Source organism: Streptomyces sp. NPDC048270, from assembly GCF_040652335.1.
In the GTDB taxonomy this organism is placed as follows: domain Bacteria; phylum Actinomycetota; class Actinomycetes; order Streptomycetales; family Streptomycetaceae; genus Streptomyces.
In genome coordinates this window covers 20,291-37,371 of record NZ_JBEZLV010000048.1, presented here as the reverse complement: position 1 = coordinate 37,371, position 17,081 = coordinate 20,291, and the positions used below count along the sequence as shown (strand labels likewise).

Genomic DNA, 17,081 nt, shown 5'->3' with positions numbered 1-17,081 from the left:
TCTGGCGTTGATTTTTGGCACGCTGTTGAGTTCTCAAGGAACGGACGCTTCCTTTGTACTCACCCTCTCGGGCTTTCCTCCGGGCTTTCGTTCTGCGTTCTTGCTGTTCTTGCGTTTCCGACTCTATCAGACTCTTTCGGGCCCGACTTCTTCGGTGCTTTCCAGGTTCTGCGCTTTCGCGCTTTCCCTTTCCGGCGATTCCGACTCTAGCAGCGTTTTCCTGTCCCTCTGACCACTCACCGGTTTGCCACGAGGGCATGCGGGAAGTAATCGAGTTCAAGATCGACGCTGGAAGTGGAAGAGTCCCGTCCATCCAGCGTTCGCGAGAAGTTCACACGAAGCGCCGTGGCGGGAGTCACGACAGTACAGGCCGTGCGGTGCCCAAGCAAATCGATTCAGGCGTATGGTCTAGTCCACCGGTCTAGTCCACTAGTCTCCGTGCCAAAGGGCCGTCCGGATCAGGACCAACATCGGGCGAACCCGAACATCTCGTGACTTATCCTTCTGAAGAGTACGCCGTTCGCAACAGGTAGTGACGGCGACACTGAGAAGCTCCACCCCTGGGAGGCCCCCATGACCAGCGTGACGTCCCCACTTGCCGGGCGCGCCATCGGACTCGCGGCAGTGCCCGATCCGGTGTTCTCCGGCGCGATGGTGGGACCGGGCACCGCTATTGATCCCGTGCGCGAGCCCTCGGAGGCGGTGTCCCCCGTAGATGGTGTGGTCGTCTCCCTGCACCCGCACGCGTACGTCGTAGTCGACGGCGAAGGCCACGGCGTGCTCACGCACCTGGGGATCGACACCGTTCAGCTCAACGGCGAGGGCTTCGAGCTCCTCGTGAACAAGGGCGACACCGTGAGCCGCGGCCAGGCCGTCATCCGCTGGAACCCGAAGGCCGTCGAGGAAGCCGGAAAGTCGCCGGTCTGCCCCATCGTGGCGCTGGAGGCCTCCGCGGAGTCGCTGTCCGACGTCGTCGAGTCCGGCGACGTGAAGGCCGAAGAGGTCCTCTTCAGCTGGAAGTGACCTTGTCCGCCTTCACAGGCGAGTCGGACATCCACCGCGGCGGCTGGGCCCGCCGCTCAATCGGAGACGGTGAAATGGAGACAACGCTGCGAGGCGTCGGCGTGAGCCACGGTGTGGCGATCGGCGAGGTCCGGCACATGGGTACGGCGGTCCTCGAGCCGCCGGCCAAGCAGATCACCGCGGCTGAGGCGGAGCGCGAACAGGGGCGCGCGCGCAAGGCCGTGGAAGCTGTGTCCGCCGACCTGATCGCACGCGGCCAGCTGGCCGGCGGCGAGGCTCAGCACGTGCTCGAGGCCCAGGCGATGATCGCCACGGACCCCGAGCTGATGGCGGACGTCGACCGGCGGATCGCCGTCGGCAGCACCGCCGAGCGCGGTATCTACGACGCGTTCGCCTCCTACCGCGACCTGCTCGCCGGAGCCGGCGAGTACATGGCCGGCCGGGTGGCCGACCTGGACGACGTGCGCAACCGCATCGTGGCCCGCCTGCTGGGCGTACCGATGCCGGGTGTGCCGGACAGCGACGAGCCGTACGTACTGATCGCGCGGGACCTCGCTCCCGCCGACACCGCTCTGCTCGACCCGGCGCTCGTGCTCGGTTTCGTCACCGAGGAGGGCGGCCCGACCAGCCACAGCGCGATCCTCGCGCGGGCGCTGGGCGTGCCGGCGATCGTGGCGCTGCCGGGTGCCGGTGAGATCGCCGAGGGCACCGTCATCGCCGTCGACGGCAGCACCGGTGACCTGTTCGTGGAGCCGAGCGACGAGAAGCGGGCCGAGCTGCAGGCCGCTGCCGCCGAGCGGAAGGCCGCGCTGGCCGCGTCCTCCGGTCCGGGTGCGACCTCTGACGGTCACAAGGTGCCGCTGCTGGCGAACGTCGGCGGTCCGGCTGACGTGCCGGCCGCCGTGGAGGCCGGGGCCGAGGGTGTGGGTCTGTTCCGCACCGAGTTCCTCTTCCTGGACGACAGCAAGAAGGCTCCGTCCGAGGAGAAGCAGATCGAGTCGTACCGCAAGGTGCTCGAAGCCTTCCCCGAGGGCCGTGTCGTCGTGCGTGTGCTCGACGCCGGCGCCGACAAGCCGCTGGACTTCCTGACCCCGGCCGACGAGCCGAACCCGGCGCTGGGCGTCCGCGGTCTGCGTTCGCTGCTGGACCACCCGGACGTGCTGCGCACGCAGCTCACCGCGCTGGCCAAGGCCTCCGAGGGGCTGCCGGTCTACCTCGAGGTGATGGCCCCGATGGTGGCCGACCGCACCGACGCCAAGGCGTTCGCGGACGCGTGCCGCGAGGCGGGGCTCCGGGCGAAGTTCGGCGCGATGGTGGAGATCCCCTCCGCGGCGCTGCGGGCCCGCTCGATCCTCCAGGAGGTCGAGTTCCTGTCGCTGGGCACCAATGACCTGGCGCAGTACGCCTTCGCCGCCGACCGCCAGGTCGGTGCGGTGTCGCGGCTCCAGGACCCGTGGCAGCCGGCGCTGCTCGACCTGATCGCGATGTCGGCCGAGGCGGCCAAGGCCGAGGGCAAGAGCTGCGGCGTCTGCGGCGAGGCCGCTTCGGACCCGCTGCTCGCGTGCGTGCTCACGGGCCTGGGTGTCACCTCCCTCTCGATGGGTGCCGCCTCCATCCCCTATGTGCGGGCGACGCTCGCCAAGTACACCCTCGCCCAGTGCGAGCGTGCCGCTGCCGCGGCGCGGGCGTGCGACAGCGCCGAGGAGGCCCGAGTGGCCGCCCAGGCGGTGCTGTCCGGCGAGTGAGCCGGTGTGTTCGATCGAGGGGCCTTCGCCGGTGGCGAGGGCCCCTCGGCCGTTTCCTCAGCGGTGCGGGCCCGGGCCGTCCACCTCGTAGCCGGGGCAGTACTCGACGCCCGGTTCGGGGGCGACGGGCTCGCCGGTGTCGGCGTCCGTGCAGTAGGCGTTGAACACGGCCGCGGCCGAGAGCACGGTGAGGCGTCCGCGGTCCAGCCGCCAGCCGTGGACCCGGTCCCGGTGGTCCTCGGTGGTGGTCCGCAGGACCAGTCCCCCCGATCCGCCGAGGGCGAGTCCGGCGGCGAGGACGGTCACGAAGTCGAGGCCGCCCCGGCCGTCGATCCGCGGTGGCGCCTCGGGGTCGGGGCCGGTCTCGGCGTGGAGGACGGCGACGAGCTGTTCCGCCTCGGTCGGCACGCTGCAGACGAGGTGGTGCCGGCCGGGGCCGGCTCCCGCCATCAGCCGCCGGAGTGCGGCCGTGGCGCGCTCGAAGGAGGCGTGCCCGATGTCCTCGCCGCAGTCCGCGCAGGTGCCGGCTTCGGCGAGGAGCCCGGTCGCGTACTCCCAGGTGGCCTGGCGGACGGCCTCGTCCACGAGCAGGGGGACGAGTTCCTCGATGGGCTGGCCCGTGTACGGCAGGGCGGCGCCGTTGCCCGCCAGTTCCGCGGTGAACAGGGTGCGGGTCTCGGCGGTGTCCGGGTCGAGGCCGTGCTCCGTGCAGTAGTCGGCGTACTCCTCGGGGTCGAAGAGGGCGACCGTGGTGTGGATGCCCTGGCCGGCGAGGGACCGGAGCAGGCCTTCCACGTCGTCGAGGTAGTCGGGGTATTCGTCGCGGTGGTCGAAGACGAAGCTGCGGTAGTCGCGCATCGCCGCGAAGTCCCCGGCGTCGGTCAGGAGGCCGACGGTGCCGGGGACCTCGCGGCGCAGCCTGCGGCGCCGGTCGGATCCCGAGGTCCGCGCGGTCGCGGCGGTGGGCGTGCGCGTGCTGCTGTCCGTCCGGCTGTTCGCCCTCGTGCTCCCGGTGCTGTTCCCCCTGCTGTTCCCGGCGGTGTTCCTGGTGGTGTTCCTCGGTGGCATGACTCCCCCTGCGTGGCGCGATCGCTTGCTCACTCAGAGTAATCACGACCACTGACAGTGGCCTCAGCCGCGGGTGCGGGCCAGCTCCTCGTAGAAGTGGAGGAGGTCGAGGTTGTCGACGGAGCCCGGGTTCACGGCCTTGGCCAGGGGCGCGCCTTGGAGGAGCCGCTTGACCGGGACCTCGATGCGCTTGCCGGTGAGGGTGTGCGGGATGCCCGGGACCTCGATGATCTCGTCGGGGACGTGGCGCGGGGAGAGTTGCTCGCGGATCGTCGCCTTGATCCGGGCGCGCAGGTCCTCGTCGAGGGTGGCGCCGGGGGCGAGGTGGACGAAGAGCGGCATCCAGTAGCCTCCGTTCGGCTCCTCCAGGCCGATGACCAGGGATTCCTTGATCTCGGGGAGGCGCTCGACGGCCTCGTAGATGTCCGCGGAGCCCATCCGGACGCCCTGGCGGTTCAGGGTGGAGTCGGAGCGGCCGTGGATGACGACCGAGCCGTGGTCGGTGATGGTGATCCAGTCCCCGTGCCGCCAGACGCCGGGGAACATCTCGAAGTAGCTCTCGCGGTAGCGGCTGCCGTCGGGGTCGTTCCAGAAGCGGACCGGCATGGAGGGCATGGGGTTGGTGACGACGAGCTCGCCGACCTCGCCGGTGACGGCCTTGCCCGACGGGTCCCACGCCTGGAGGTCGGTGCCGAGGCAGGCTGCCTGGAGCTCGCCGATGTGGACGGGGAGGGTGGGGACGGCACCCGCGAAGCAGCTGCACACGTCGGTGCCGCCGCTGACGGAGGCGATCCAGAGGTCCTCGGCCACCTCGTCGTGGAGCCAGCGGAAGCCGTCGGGCGGCAGCGGGGAGCCGGTGGTGGCCACGCACTTCACGGTGGAGAGGTCGAAGTCGCGCGAGGGGTGGACCTCTGCCTTGCGGCAGGCCATGACGTACGCGGCGGAGGTGCCGTAGAGGGTGGCCCCGGTCCGCTCCGCGATCCGCCACTGGGCGCCGGTGTCCGGGTAGCCGGGGCTGCCGTCGTAGAGGACGACGGTGGTGCCGGTGAGCAGGCCGGAGACGAGGAAGTTCCACATCATCCAGCCGGTGGAGGTGTACCAGAAGAACCGGTCCTCGGGGCCGAGGTCGCAGTGCAGGCCGAGCTGCTTGAGGTGCTCGAGGAGGATGCCGCCCTGGGACTGGACGATGGCCTTGGGCAGGCCGGTCGTACCGGAGGAGTACAGGACCCACAGGGGGTGGTCGAAGGGGACCGCCTCGAAGACGGGCTCGGTGTCGGCGGAGGTCAGGTCCGACCACGCGAGGGTGCCCTCGGGGGCCGGCGTGCCGAGCAGCGGGATGTGGACGACGGCGCGCAGGGAGGGGAGCTCGGCGCGGAGCTCGGTGACGGTGTCGCGGCGGTCGTGCTCCTTGCCGCCGTAGCGGTAGCCGTCCACGGTGAACAGGACGACCGGTTCGACCTGCTGGAAGCGGTCGAGGACGCTGCGGGCGCCGAAATCGGGGGCGCAGGAGGTCCAGACACCGCCGACGGCGGCGGTGGCGAGGAGGGCGACGACGGCCTCGGGGATGTTGGGGAGGTAGCCGCTGACCCGGTCGCCGGGGCGGACGCCGAGGGCGCGCAGCTCGGCGGCGAGGCTGCCGACCTGGCGGCGGAGCCCGGCCCAGGTGACGGGGGTGGGCTCGTGGGTCTCGTCGACGTACAGCAGGGCGGGGTCGTCGGCGCGGGCCGGGTCCTCCGCGGCGCGCAGGGCGTGCTCGGCGTAGTTGAGGGTGGCTCCGGCGAACCAGCTCGCGCCGGGCATGGAGCGGTCGGCGAGGACGGACGTGTACGGGGTGGTGAAGCGGACGTCGAACCATTCGGCGACGGCCTGCCAGAAGGTGTCGAGCTCGTCGACGGACCAGCTGTGCAGGGCGGGGTAGCCGCCGTCGGCCGGGGCTCCGAAGCGCTCGGCCGCCCAGGCCTGGAAGGCGGTGATCCGGGCCGCGGCGATCCGGTCGGGGCCGGGGGCCCAGAGGGGTTCCGGCTGCGTGGCTGAGGTCATGGGTCGGCTCCCGGTCAAGTCTGCGGCTCGCGCTTCGTGTGCGTACGGTGCCATCGCGCGGGGGGTGGGTGCGCGGCGGCTCACAGGGACGATGCCATGTGATCGACATCCGCACCAGAGTCGCCATCGCCGCTCACCGGGGCGGCGGCATGTGGGCGGCCACCAGTCGCCGGCGGTCGCGCGGGGCGGGAGCCGGGACGGGCCCAGGCCGCGCGGGGGCGGGGCCCGGGCCGCGCGGGGGCGGGGCGGGGGCGGTCACCCTCGGGTGAACGGCAGTTGAACGCAGCACCTTCGCTCGGAGCCCGGTGGCAAGGTGACCTCCATGAACGGTCGCGATCTGGTGCGTGCGGTGAAGGACATCGGTTCGGAGCGGGGACGGCGCGCCTGGCTCTCGGCGTGGCGCCGTCGGCGGGCGGACGCGGTGGGGCTGCCGCGCCGGGGTACGGAGCGGGCGCGGGTGCCGGGGCTGCTGACGGGGACGGAGCCCCGGCCGGGCGGGGGTGTGCTGCGGTTCGCCCGTTCGGAGCTGCTGGTACGGGTCACCGCGGGCGGGGCGGTGTTCTGGGGCTGGGACGGCGCCGGGCCGACGCCCTCGTACGCGGTGGTGGGCACGGGGCCGGAGCCGGATCCGCGGGCGGTGCTGGAGCCGGACACCGGGGGCGGCTGGCGGGTGGTGTCGGAGCGGGTCACGGTGGCGGTGTCCCGGCACGGGGCGGTGGAGGTGCGCACGCCGGGCGGGACGGTGCTGCGGCGGGAGCTGCCGCCGCGGTGGTGGGAGCCGGTGCGCGCCGGCGCGCGGGACGGGGAGGCGCGGGGCCGGGTCGGGGATGCCGAGGGGGTCGGGGCGGACGGTGCGGGCGGTGGGGCCGGGGCCGGCGGTGGGGCCAGGGCCGGCGGGGCGGCCGGGGCCGGCGATGGGGCCAGGCCCGGCGGTGGGACCAGGGCCGGCGGGGCGGGCGGTGGGGCCGACGGGTCCGGACTGGCAGCCGGGGCGGACGGTGCGGGCGGTGGGGCCGGCGTAGGGGCCGGGGCGGACCGGGACGCGGGTGGGGCCGGCGGCGGGGCCGGGGCCGGCAGTGGGGGTCGGTGGTTCCTGCGGAGCGAAGTGGCGGCGGACGCACGGTTCTTCGGGCTCGGCGGGCGGTCGGCGGGGCCGCGGCTGCGGGACGGGGTCTACCGGCTGTGGAACACGGACCCGAAGGGCGGGTTCGGACCGGGGGACGATCCGCTGTACCTGACCATGCCGGTGCAGATGGTGGTGGCGGACGCCGGGACGCACCTGGTGTTCCACGACAACCCCTGGGACGGGCGGGTGGTGTTGCGGGAGGGCGAGGAGGGCGCGGGCTCGGGCGTGGACCGCCCGGGGGTGAGCGAACTGCGCATGGAGGGCGGTCCGCTGAGGTGCTGGGTGCTGGTGGGGCCGCCGGCGCGGGTGCTGCAGGGCTGGTCGGGGCTGACGGGCGCGGCGGCGGTGCCGCCGGAGTGGGCGCTGGGCTACCAGCACGCGAAGTGGGGCTTCGGGAGCGCGGAGGAGGTGCGCCGGGTGGTCGGCGGCTACGCGGAGCGCGGGTTCGCGCTGTCGGCCGTGCACCTGGACATCGACCACTACGACGGGCACCGGGTGTTCACCGTGGACCGGGGGCGGTTCCCGGACCTGCCGGGGCTGGCACGGGAGTTGGGCGAGGAGGGGGTGCGGCTGGTCTCGATCGTCGATCCGGCGGTGAAGGCGGGCGACCCGGTGCACACGGCCGGGCGGGCGGTGGGGGCGCGGGGGGCGTTCGTACGGGACGCGCAGGGTGCGGAGGTGCGCGGCGAGGTGTGGCCGGGCGAGTGCGCGTATCCGGACTTCACGGATCCGGCGGTGCGGGAGTGGTGGGGCGGGCTGTACGAGGAACGGCTGGCGCAGGGCTTCGCCGGGTTCTGGCATGACATGAACGAGCCGGTGTCCTTCACTCCGTTCGGCGATATGACGCTGCCCCGCTCGGCGCGGCATTCGATGGACGGCGCGGGCGGGGACCACCGGTCCGGGCACAACGTGTACGCGCTGGGGATGGCGCGGGCCGGCTGGGAGGGGCTGGTCCGGCTGCGGCCCGCGGAGCGGCCGTTCCTGTTCTCCCGGTCGGGGTGGGCGGGGATGCAGAGGTACGGGGGCACCTGGTCGGGGGATGTGGAGTCCAGCTGGGAGGGGCTGCGGGCCTCGCTGGCGCTGGTGATCGGGCTGGGGCTGTGCGGGGTGCCGTACTCGGGGCCGGACGTCGGCGGCTTCGGCGGATCGCCCTCCCCCGAGCTGTACCTGCGGTGGCTGCAACTGGGGTCCTACCTGCCGCTGTTCCGGACGCACTCGGCGATCTGGGCGGGGCGGCGGGAGCCGTGGGAGTTCGGGGCCGAGGTGGAGGAGCACGCGCGGGCGGTGATGGCGGAGCGGGAGCGGCTGCGGCCGTACTTCGTGACGCTGGCGCACCTGGCGCGGCGGACCGGGGCGCCGTACGTACGGCCGGTGTGGTGGGGCACGCCGGAGGAGCGGCGGCTGCGGGACTGCGAGGACGCGTTCCTGCTGGGCGACGCGCTGCTGGTCGCCCCGGTACTGGAGTGCGGGGCGGACCGCAGGGCGGTGTGGCTGCCGCGGGGGCGGTGGTACGACACGGCCACGGGGGTGGCGTACGAGGGTCCGGGGCAGATCCTGCTGGATGCTCCGCGGGGGCGGATCCCGGTGCTGGCGCGGGCGGGGGCGGTGATTCCGGTGCGGGGGGCCTCCGGCGGGGGCGTGGAGCTGGAGGTGTGGGCGCCGGCGCGGGGGCGTACGGGCGGCGGGGTGGTGATCCGGGACCCGGAGCCGGGGTTCGAGGCGGGCTCTGTCGAGCGGTACACCTCGCGGTGGGCTGGGGAGGGGGTGGTGGTGGCGGACGAGGCGGGGGCGGTGGTGCGGGGGGTGGTTGTGCGGGGGGTTTAGGGGGCGGGGCGGGTGCCGGGGCAGGTGCGGCTTCAAGAACGGGGCTCCGCCCCGGGCCCCGCGCCTCAAACGCCGGCGAGGCTGGGGTTGGGCTCTGCCCCCGGCCTCGCGCGTCGAACGGCGGGGGGGGGGTGGCTGGGGCCGCGGGGTGAGTGCGGCTTCAAGAACGGGGCTCCGCCCCGGACCCCGCGCCTCAAACGCCGGCGAGGCTGAAGTTGGGCCCCGTGCGCCAGACGGGGGCGGGGCCGGAGTTGGGCCCCGTGCGTCGGGCGGGGGCGGGGCTGGGGTTGGGCGTCGTGTGGCGGGCGGGGGCGGGGGGTTAGGTGTAGTGGCCCTCGAACCAGGTGTTCGCGGCCTGGGTGTGGAGGGGGAAGGCCAGGTCCGTGGGGGTGTGGAGGATGTGCCAGCCGGTGGTTTCGTTCGTGGGGGCCGAGGCGGGGAGGGTGGTGGCCGGGCGGGGCGGGAGGAGGCCGAAGAGCAGGAGGTGGCCCGCCGGGGAGCTCAGGGCGTCGGCCAGGGTGACCTCCGCGGCGGGGGCGGTGATGCCGGTCTCCTCGCGGAGCTCGCGGACCACGGCCTCGCGCCAGTCCTCGCCGAAGTCGATGAAACCGCCGGGCAGGGCGATGCCGCCGAGGGCTGGTTCGATGGTGCGGGTGATGACCACGAGGCCGGTGCCGTCCGCGTCCTCGACCGGGAGCAGGGCGACGGCGACCGGGAGCGGGTTGCGGTAGGCCACGGCCCCGCAGGCGGCGCAGGCGCGGGGCCAGGTCCGGGTGGGGTAGGGCGCTCCGCAGGTGGAGCAGTGCGAGTCCCTCAGCTGTGCCGACATGCGGCGATGGTAGGGCAAGGGGTGTCCGGGCGGCGGGTGTTGGGGGGAGCCCGTCTCGGCGGCCGCCGTGTCGGGGCGTCCCGGCGGGTGTCGTCCGGGTGCGGCCGTGAGTACCGTGCCCGGCATGACTTTCCGTTCGTACGAGGAGTTCTGGCCGTACTACGTCGCCATGCACTCCCGCGCCGCCACCCGCTGGGTCCACCTCGCCGGGACGCTCTCCGGCCTTGCCGTCACCGCCTACGGGGTGGTGCGGGGCCGGAAGCGGTATCTCGCCGCGCTGCCGCTGATCGGGTACGGGACCGCGTGGCCGGCGCACTTCCTCATCGAGGGGAACAACCCCGCCACCTTCGGGCATCCCGCCTGGTCCCTGCGCGGGGACGCCCAGATGATCCGGATGATGCTGGCCGGGCGGGACGCGGAGCTGGGCGAGATCGCCGAGAAGTGGCTCGCCGAGAACCGGTGACCCGGCCCGCCCACCCGTGACACACTCCTGACGATGCGTCAGGTTTCTGCATGGGAGGGGTCTTGGCACTCACACGTACACCCGTCGTGAGCGGGTGGTTCACCGAATCCGCGGCGGACGGCGGCTTCCGGCTGCTCGGCACCCGGTGCTCGGCCTGTACCGCGGTGTTCTTCCCGCGCGAGGACGCGTACTGCCGCAACCCGCACTGCCCCGGCGGCGGGGAGCTCGCCGAGGTGCCGCTGTCCCCGCGCGGGCGGGTCTGGTCCTACACCGACGGGCGCTACCGGCCGCCCGCGCCCTACGTGTCCGACCGGGCCGGACCCTGGGAGCCGTACACCCTGGTCGCGGTGGAGCTGGAGGCCGAGGGGATGGTGGTGCTCGGGCAGGCGGCGCCGGGCGTGGGGGTGGGCGACCTGGCGGTGGGGATGGAGGTCGAGGTGGTGGGCGGCGTGCTCAACGAGGACCCGGACACCGAAACCGCCTGGACCACCTGGCAGTTCAAGCCGGTGGGAGGGAACGCGTGAGCGCCGACGTCGCCGTCCTCGGGGCCGGGATGCACCCCTGGGGCAAGTGGGGCCGCAGCTTCGTCGAGTACGGCCGGGCCGCCGCCCGGGCCGCGCTGGCGGACGCCGGGCTGGACTGGAAGGACGTGGGCTCGGTCGTCGGCGCCGACACCGTGCGCGCGGGGTACCCGGGCTACGTGGCCGGCGCGACCTTCGCCCGGGCGCTGGGCTGGCAGGGCGCCCGGGTGACGAGCGTGTACGCGGCCTGCGCGTCCGGCGCCCAGGCGATCGGCACGGCCCGGGCGCAGATCCTGGCCGGCCTGGCCGACGTGGTGCTCGTGGTGGGCGCCGACGCCGCGCCCAAGGGGTTCTTCGCCCCGGCGGGAGGCGACCGGCCCGACGATCCGGACTGGCTGCGCTTTCGCGTGCTGGGCGCCACCAACCCGGCGTACTTCGCCCTGTACGCGCGCCGCCGGATGGCCGTGTACGGGGACACCCAGGAGGACTTCGCCCAGGTCAAGGTGAAGAACGCGGCGGCCGGGACGCTCAACCCGAACGCCCGCTACCGCAAGGCCGTCTCCGCCGAGGAGGTGGCCGCCTCGGCGGTGGTCGCCGATCCGCTCCGGCTGCTCGACATCTGCGCCACCTCCGACGGCGGCGCGGCGCTGGTGCTCTCCAGTATGGACTTCGCCCGCTCGCGCGGGATCGGCGACCCGGTGCGGATCCGGGCGGTCTCGACGGTGACCCCCACCTATCCGCGGACGGTCCTGGACCTGCCGGACATCGCCACCGACTCGGCGGTGGCGGTGCGGCCCGCGGCCGGCTCCTTCCGCGCCTCGATCGCGCGGGCCGCGTACGAGGAGGCGGGGCTCGGCCCGGACGACCTCTCGCTCGCCGAGGTCTACGACCTCTCCACCGCGCTGGAGTTGGAGTGGTACGAGGACATCGGCCTGTGCGGGGAGGGTGAGGGCGCGAAGCTCGTACGGGAGGGGGCGACGGCTCTCGGCGGGCGGATCCCCGTCAACGCCAGCGGCGGGCTCGCGTCGTTCGGGGAGGCGGTGCCGGCGCAGGCCATCGCCCAGGTGTGCGAGCTGACCTGGCAGCTGCGGGGTACGGCCGGGGAGCGTCAGGTGCCGGGGGCGCGGGCCGGGATCACCGCGAACCAGGGGCTGTTCGGCCATGGATCGGCCGTGGTCGCGGTGCGCTGAACCGCCCGCGACGGGCAGGTGTTGCCGGAACGCTTGACGGCCCCCGGCCGCGGGTTCACACTCGCTCCACGGTCCCGTGCGGCGCCCGGGACTGCGGATCCCCCCATGAGAGCTGCGGCCCGTACCCCAGTCGGCGGGGGTACGGGCCGCCTCCCTGTCAGGTCCCTGCCGTCAGGCTCCGGCGCCGCGCCCTGGCCAGCGACATCGCGTGCTCCACGACACCGACGAGCACGTCCTTCACGGACTCCCGGTCCCGCGCGTCGCACAGCAGCACCGGCACCCCGGGATCGAGGTCGAGCGCGTCCCGCACGGTCACCACCGGGTGCCGGTCCGCGCCGTCGAAGCAGTTGACCGCGACGACGAACGGGATCTCGCGGCGCTCGAAGTAGTCCACGGCGGCGAAGCAGTCGGCGAGGCGGCGGGTGTCCGCGAGGACGACCGCGCCGAGCGAGCCCTGGGCGAGCTCGTCCCACAGGAACCAGAAGCGGTCCTGGCCAGGCGTGCCGAACAGGTACAGGACCAGGTCCTCGCGCAGCGTGATGCGCCCGAAGTCCATGGCCACGGTCGTGGTGCTCTTCCCCTCCACTCCCCCGGTGTCGTCGATGCCGGCGCCCGGCTCCGAGAGCAGCTCCTCGGTCCGCAGGGGTTTGATCTCGCTTACCGCACTGACGAGGGTGGTCTTGCCCACCCCGAAGCCGCCCGCGACCAGGATCTTCAGGGTCAGCGGCTCGACCGGTGACACGGCATGCATGGCACCGGTGCGGCTAGAGCGCCCGAAGGCCATCGATCACCTCACGCAGTATGGATTCGTCGGGCAGTTCGGCCGGCGGTACCGGCCGGGTCACGTGGACCAGTTGGTCATCGGCCAGGTCACCGATCAGGACGCGCACGACCCCGACCGCGAGGTCCAGGTCCGCCGCGAGTTCGGCGACCGACTGGGGCCGGTCCCGGCACATCCCGAGGATGTGGGCGTGCTCCGGCGACAGGGTCATGTCCCAGACCGGATCGTCGGCGGCCGCTTCGGCGACCACGAGCGCGATCAGGTCCAGCCGGTGCTGGCCCGCGTGGCTGGTCCGCCCGCGGGTCATCGCGTACGGGCGCACGACCGGACCCGCGTCGTCGTCGAACCAGTGCGCGTGGTCGGGGGTCTGGTCGGGCTCCCCGGCCGGGGTGCGGGCGGGGTGGTCCTGGCCTGGATCGCTCATGCCGTACGACTCACCCTCCGGCTGGCAGCCCGGTGCGCGGGGCGGTGGCCAGGTGGTCGCCCACCCGCTTGACCATCAGGGTCATCTCGTACGCGACCTGGCCGACGTCGGAGTCGGAGTCGGCGAGCACGGCGAGGCAGCTGCCGTCACCGGCGGCCATCACGAAGAGGAAGGCCTCGTCGAGCTCCACGACGGTCTGGCGGACCCGGCCGGAGTCGAAGTGCCGGCCGACCCCCTTGGCCAGGCTGTGGAAACCGGAGGCGACCGCCGCCAGGTGCTCGCTGTCCTCGCGGGTCAGGTCCTTGGAGCTGCCGGTGGGCAGGCCGTCGCCCGAGAGGACCACCGCCTTGCGGATGGAGCCGACCTTGTCGACGAGCTCGTCGAGGAGCCAGTTGAGCGGGCCGGAGCCGCGGCCCCTGGTGTCGTTGCCGGTCTGCGGTGCGGTCATCGACCGTCCCCTTCGTTCTCGTGCGCGGGACCGGTGGCGGCGGGGGTGCCTGCCCCGGTCTCGGACTGCTGCTGGGCGTGCTGGTTGCGGCCCGCCGTCCAGCCGCGCTGGAGGGCGGACATGCGCGTGCGTACGTCCTCCGCGTCACGGTCCCGAAGGGGGGCGGTGGCGGCGTTCTCGGAGGCCGCGGCCGCCGTGTTCCTGAGCTGCGGTGCCAGGCTGGCCTGGCGGACCCGGCGGGGCAGTCCGGCGTCGGCCGGCGCGTCGCCGGGACCGGGGGCCGGCGCGGGCGCCGGGGCGGGCGCGCGTGCGGGGCCGGGTTGCGGGGGGACCACGGACACCGGGCGGGGCTCCACGCGGCGGCCGTGCTCGGCGACCAGGGTGGGGGCGGGCCGGCGGCGCGGCAGCGGCACGGCTCCCTGGGATCGGGGGCCGTCGGGCCGGGGGGCCTCCACCCGCTGGGCGTCGAGCCGGACCGGGCCGGTGGGCCGGTCGCGGTCGCGGTGGCGTCCGGTGTGCGGCTTGTCGGCCGGGCGCAGGCCCAGCAGGGCGCTGCGGGGCGTGCCGCCGGGCGGGGTCTCGTCGTCCAGGGTGGCCATGACGGGGCGGGGGACGCCGTTCGGGGCGGCCGGGTGCTCGCCGATGCCGTCCACCGGGTCCAGGCCGAGGACGTCGACGGGGGGCTCCAGCTCGACCGGGCCGCGCAGTTCGGCGACGGGCAGCGAGCGGCCGGACCCGGCGGGGACCGCGCGTTCGACGGCGGCCGCGGACCGCGCGGAGGGGATCGCGCCGGTCCGCCCGGCGGCCTTGGCCGCGGGGCCGTCGTCCAGCCGGATGCCCGTGCCGCTGGTCTCGGGGGCCTCGGTCAGCAGGGCCGCCGGGATGAAGACCACCGCGGTGGTGCCCCCGTAGGGGCTGGGCTGGAGGACGACCTTGACGCTGTGGCGCTGTGCGAGGCGGCTGACGACGAACAGGCCGAGGCGGTCGGTGTCGGAGAGTTCGAACTCGGGGGTCTCGGCGAGGCGGAGGTTCGCGTCGAGCAGCGCGTCGGGGTTCATGCCGAGGCCGCGGTCGTGGATCTCCAGGGTGAAGCCGTTGGCGACGCGCTCGCCGTGCACCTGGACCGCGGTGTGCGGCGGCGAGAACACGGTGGCGTTCTCCAGGAGTTCGGCGACGAGGTGGGTGATGTCGGCGACGGCGGGGCCCGCGATGCCCAGCCGCGGCAGCCGGCGCACCTCGATGCGCTCGTAGTCCTCGACCTCGGCGACGGCGGCCCGTACGACGTCCATCAGCTGGACGGGCTTGCGCCACTGGCGGGAGGGGGCGGCTCCGGAGAGGATCACCAGGCCTTCGGCGTGGCGGCGCATGCGGGTGGTCATGTGGTCGAGGCGGAAGAGGTCGGCGAGCTCCTCGGTGTCCTCGGTCCGGCGCTCCATGGTGTCGAGGAGGGTCAGCTGGCGGTGCAGGAGCACCTGGTTGCGGCGGGCCAGGTTGACGAAGACCTCGGAGACGCCGCGGCGGAGCTCGGCCTGCTTCACGGCGGCCTCGACGGCGGCGCGCTGGAGGGTGTTGAGGGCGAGGCCGACCTGGCCGACCTCGTCCTTCTCGTACTCCAGGCGGGGCGCCTCGGTCTCCACGTCCACGTGCTCGCCCGCGGCGAGGCGGCGCATCACGCTCGGCAGGCGGACGCCGGAGACCTCGTGGGCCTCCTTGCGGAGCCGGGAGAGGTCGCGGATCAGGTCGCGGCCGATGCGCACGGAGAGGATCAGGGAGACGACCAGGGCGATGAAGCCGAGGATGCCGGCGACGGCGGCCTGGATCAGCACGCCCATGGCGACGGGTTCGACGCGCTCCTGGTAGCGGTCCCCGGCGTCGGTGCCCATGACGGCGAGCTCTTCGAGCACCTTCCCGGCGGCCTCGTCCCACTGAGCGGCGGTGACGCGCGGGTTCTTGCCCGGGCCGCCGCCGAGGAACCGCTCCTCGGCGTCGCGCAGCAGCTTGCTGTCGGGGCCGCCCCAGTACCCCTCGAACCGCTGGCGGTCGGCGTCCGGGAGGATCGCCAGGTTGAACTCGTACAGCAGCGCGCGGTTCGCGGCGAAGTCGGAGACGTGCCGGATGTCGGCGGCGCTGACGTTGCGGGCGGCGAGGGCGGAGGCGATGACGGCGTCCTCGCGGGAGAGGGTCTCGCGGGCGCGGGTGATGCCGACGAGGGCGCGGCCCTGCTTGTCCATCTCCACGTTCTCCAGGGCGTGGAGATTCATGAGGAACTCGTAGCAGGGGTCGATGAGCCGGCTGTAGAGGTCCAGTGCCTGGCTGGGGTCGAGGGCGTTCTGGTCGACCGAGCGGCGCAGGGCGCTGATGCCGTGGAAGGCGGCGAGGATGGAGCGCAGGCGCTGGGCGTTCTCGGGGCTCAGCTCGTCGATGACCTCGGGGTCGCGGGCGTTCGCGCTGATCTGCTCGACGGCTTCGTCGGTGGCGGCGCGGCGCTTGGCGAGTTCGGTGGTGGCCGCGGAGGCGCGGGGGTCGCCGATGACGACGAGGGTCTGGCGGCGCTCCTTCTGGATGACGCGGACGACGTCCTCGATCGGGTAGCCGACCTTGTCGATGACGTAGGCGACGTCGAGGAGTTGGACCGCCTGACGACCCGTGATGACCGTGGCGAAGGACCACAGTGCGGTCAGCGAGACGAGCGGCACAAGGAGCAGCGCGACGATCTTCCGGCGGATGGACTTCCCGCGAAAGCGCATGGCCTCCCCAGCCTCCCCCAGCTCGTCCCCGATGTCGGGGGGTCGGTGTTCCGTCGGTCTTCCGTCGTTTAAACCGGCGTGAGCCTACTACTGCCGCGGAGCGGGTTCGAAGGCGTGTCCGGACGTTTTCGGCCGGGCCTCTGGACGAAGATCACGAGTTGTCCGATAATTCCGGTCAAGAGCGGCCCGATATGTGGCAGATGACACTTGGTGGGGCGTCAGTTCCCGCAACGGGATGGATGGCTGGAAGTATTCGTTCCGCCATCACGGAGGCGGGGAGACCGTTCCGCGATGCGGGAATCTCCCGGCGGCGCCGTACGTCTTCTGTTCACGGGGGCACGTCGGGGTAGACGTGTGGGGTAGGCATTGCGGACCGCGCGGTGGGGAGTGAGCGGACCATGAGCAGGTACGAGGACGGCGGGGCCAGGGGCGGCGAGGGCGGGAGCCGGCGCGGGCTGTGGGTGGAGGAGCCGGCCCGGCGGCGCCGGATGCCCGATCCGGTGCGGGCGTCTGCGGTGCGGGCGGTGCTGATCGTGTCCCTGACCCTCATACAGGCGACGGTCGGCTTCTTCCTCACGCTCACCGGATCCTGGCTGGCCTTCCCGATGGTGCTGGGCGCGATCGCGGGAACCGTCGTGGCCACGTGGGGCGTGCTGGACGTGTGGATCACCCGGCAGATGTGGAACCAGCGGTACGGGGTCGTGTCGGAGCCGAGCAGCACGGCCCGCAGCCGCCAGGAGGAGCGCCGGGCCGCCAAGGCCGCCCGTGCCGAGCGGAAGGCGGGCCCGGCCCGCATACCCCGCGAGGACGGCCCCCTCGCGGCGTTCGGCCGCCGCTGAGGAGGCCGGTGCC

The 17,081-nt window shown here is 73.6% G+C and carries 15 protein-coding genes; 8 read left to right on the top strand and 7 right to left on the bottom strand.

Features of this window, described 5'->3' with window-relative positions:
- The 3 genes from AB0D66_RS29835 to ptsP all read left to right on the top strand — a co-directional run.
- On the top strand, positions 1–232 hold a 232-nt coding region (locus AB0D66_RS29835; RefSeq protein WP_362310164.1), incomplete at its 5' end, for a hypothetical protein.
- A gap of 341 nt (positions 233–573) precedes the next feature.
- Positions 574–1,023, top strand: a complete 450-nt coding sequence (locus AB0D66_RS29830; protein ID WP_362310161.1) for a PTS glucose transporter subunit IIA — start codon at positions 574–576, stop codon at positions 1,021–1,023.
- Positions 1,024–1,097: 74 nt separating this feature from the next.
- Positions 1,098–2,768, top strand: a complete 1,671-nt coding sequence (gene ptsP / locus AB0D66_RS29825) for a phosphoenolpyruvate--protein phosphotransferase (RefSeq protein ID WP_362310158.1) — start codon at positions 1,098–1,100, stop codon at positions 2,766–2,768.
- Positions 2,769–2,825: 57 nt separating this feature from the next.
- Here ptsP and AB0D66_RS29820 read toward each other — a convergent pair whose 3' ends face one another.
- Entirely contained in the window at positions 2,826–3,836 is a 1,011-nt protein-coding gene (locus AB0D66_RS29820) for a hypothetical protein (protein ID WP_362310155.1), read from the bottom strand.
- Between the two features lie 63 nt (positions 3,837–3,899).
- A complete protein-coding gene (locus AB0D66_RS29815) occupies positions 3,900–5,876 on the bottom strand; it encodes an acetoacetate--CoA ligase (RefSeq protein ID WP_362310153.1) in 1,977 nt (658 codons plus the stop codon).
- Between the two features lie 322 nt (positions 5,877–6,198).
- On the opposite strand from AB0D66_RS29815, the gene AB0D66_RS29810 reads away from it, so the two are divergent.
- On the top strand, positions 6,199–8,826 hold the full coding sequence (locus tag AB0D66_RS29810) for a glycoside hydrolase family 31 protein (RefSeq protein ID WP_362310150.1): 2,628 nt from the start codon (positions 6,199–6,201) through the stop codon (positions 8,824–8,826).
- A gap of 319 nt (positions 8,827–9,145) precedes the next feature.
- On the opposite strand, the gene AB0D66_RS29805 is transcribed toward AB0D66_RS29810, so the two are convergent.
- Positions 9,146–9,655, bottom strand: coding sequence for an NUDIX domain-containing protein (locus AB0D66_RS29805; RefSeq protein WP_362310147.1), 510 nt, complete (start codon positions 9,653–9,655; stop codon positions 9,146–9,148).
- 115 nt (positions 9,656–9,770) lie between these two features.
- On the opposite strand from AB0D66_RS29805, the gene AB0D66_RS29800 reads away from it, so the two are divergent.
- The 3 genes from AB0D66_RS29800 (at position 9,771) to AB0D66_RS29790 (ending at position 11,829) form a co-directional block, all read left to right on the top strand.
- Positions 9,771–10,118: a DUF962 domain-containing protein gene (locus AB0D66_RS29800; protein WP_362310144.1), complete on the top strand. Its 348-nt coding sequence runs from the start codon at positions 9,771–9,773 to the stop codon at positions 10,116–10,118.
- A 62-nt stretch (positions 10,119–10,180) separates the two neighbouring features.
- Positions 10,181–10,642 (top strand): zinc ribbon domain-containing protein, encoded by a 462-nt coding sequence (locus AB0D66_RS29795; RefSeq protein ID WP_362310141.1) that lies wholly within the window; start codon positions 10,181–10,183, stop codon positions 10,640–10,642.
- Entirely contained in the window at positions 10,639–11,829 is a 1,191-nt protein-coding gene (locus tag AB0D66_RS29790) for a lipid-transfer protein (protein ID WP_362310139.1), read from the top strand. The genes AB0D66_RS29795 and AB0D66_RS29790 overlap by 4 nt, the downstream gene beginning before the upstream one ends.
- Before the next feature lie 157 nt (positions 11,830–11,986).
- Here AB0D66_RS29790 and AB0D66_RS29785 read toward each other — a convergent pair whose 3' ends face one another.
- From AB0D66_RS29785 to AB0D66_RS29770, 4 genes are read right to left on the bottom strand one after another with little or no spacing between them, the layout of a single operon-like run.
- Positions 11,987–12,613: an ATP/GTP-binding protein gene (locus AB0D66_RS29785; protein ID WP_362310137.1), complete on the bottom strand. Its 627-nt coding sequence runs from the start codon at positions 12,611–12,613 to the stop codon at positions 11,987–11,989.
- On the bottom strand, positions 12,594–13,034 hold the full coding sequence (locus AB0D66_RS29780) for a DUF742 domain-containing protein (RefSeq protein WP_362310135.1): 441 nt from the start codon (positions 13,032–13,034) through the stop codon (positions 12,594–12,596). The genes AB0D66_RS29785 and AB0D66_RS29780 overlap by 20 nt, the downstream gene beginning before the upstream one ends.
- A gap of 10 nt (positions 13,035–13,044) precedes the next feature.
- Positions 13,045–13,482 (bottom strand): roadblock/LC7 domain-containing protein, encoded by a 438-nt coding sequence (locus AB0D66_RS29775; RefSeq protein ID WP_362310132.1) that lies wholly within the window; start codon positions 13,480–13,482, stop codon positions 13,045–13,047.
- On the bottom strand, positions 13,479–16,229 hold the full coding sequence (locus AB0D66_RS29770) for a nitrate- and nitrite sensing domain-containing protein (RefSeq protein WP_362310129.1): 2,751 nt from the start codon (positions 16,227–16,229) through the stop codon (positions 13,479–13,481). Before AB0D66_RS29770 ends, AB0D66_RS29775 begins: the two co-directional genes overlap by 4 nt.
- Before the next feature lie 398 nt (positions 16,230–16,627).
- On the opposite strand from AB0D66_RS29770, the gene AB0D66_RS29765 reads away from it, so the two are divergent.
- Positions 16,628–17,068 carry a hypothetical protein gene (locus AB0D66_RS29765; RefSeq protein WP_362310126.1) on the top strand — a complete coding sequence of 147 codons (441 nt, stop codon included), beginning with the start codon at positions 16,628–16,630 and terminating at the stop codon, positions 17,066–17,068.
- The last annotated feature ends 13 nt before the right edge of the window (positions 17,069–17,081 follow it).

Bases quoted from the DNA above. Each gene is read 5' to 3' on its own strand.
- AB0D66_RS29830 (WP_362310161.1), top strand. From the start codon at position 574: ATGACCAGCGTGACGTCCCCACTTGCCGGGCGCGCCATCGGACTCGCG.
- ptsP (WP_362310158.1), top strand. From the start codon at position 1,098: ATGGAGACAACGCTGCGAGGCGTCGGCGTGAGCCACGGTGTGGCGATC.
- AB0D66_RS29820 (WP_362310155.1), bottom strand. From the start codon at position 3,836: ATGCCACCGAGGAACACCACCAGGAACACCGCCGGGAACAGCAGGGGG.
- AB0D66_RS29815 (WP_362310153.1), bottom strand. From the start codon at position 5,876: ATGACCTCAGCCACGCAGCCGGAACCCCTCTGGGCCCCCGGCCCCGAC.
- AB0D66_RS29810 (WP_362310150.1), top strand. From the start codon at position 6,199: ATGAACGGTCGCGATCTGGTGCGTGCGGTGAAGGACATCGGTTCGGAG.
- AB0D66_RS29805 (WP_362310147.1), bottom strand. From the start codon at position 9,655: ATGTCGGCACAGCTGAGGGACTCGCACTGCTCCACCTGCGGAGCGCCC.
- AB0D66_RS29785 (WP_362310137.1), bottom strand. From the start codon at position 12,613: ATGGCCTTCGGGCGCTCTAGCCGCACCGGTGCCATGCATGCCGTGTCA.
- AB0D66_RS29780 (WP_362310135.1), bottom strand. From the start codon at position 13,034: ATGAGCGATCCAGGCCAGGACCACCCCGCCCGCACCCCGGCCGGGGAG.
- AB0D66_RS29775 (WP_362310132.1), bottom strand. From the start codon at position 13,482: ATGACCGCACCGCAGACCGGCAACGACACCAGGGGCCGCGGCTCCGGC.
- AB0D66_RS29770 (WP_362310129.1), bottom strand. From the start codon at position 16,229: ATGCGCTTTCGCGGGAAGTCCATCCGCCGGAAGATCGTCGCGCTGCTC.
- AB0D66_RS29765 (WP_362310126.1), top strand. From the start codon at position 16,628: ATGAGCAGGTACGAGGACGGCGGGGCCAGGGGCGGCGAGGGCGGGAGC.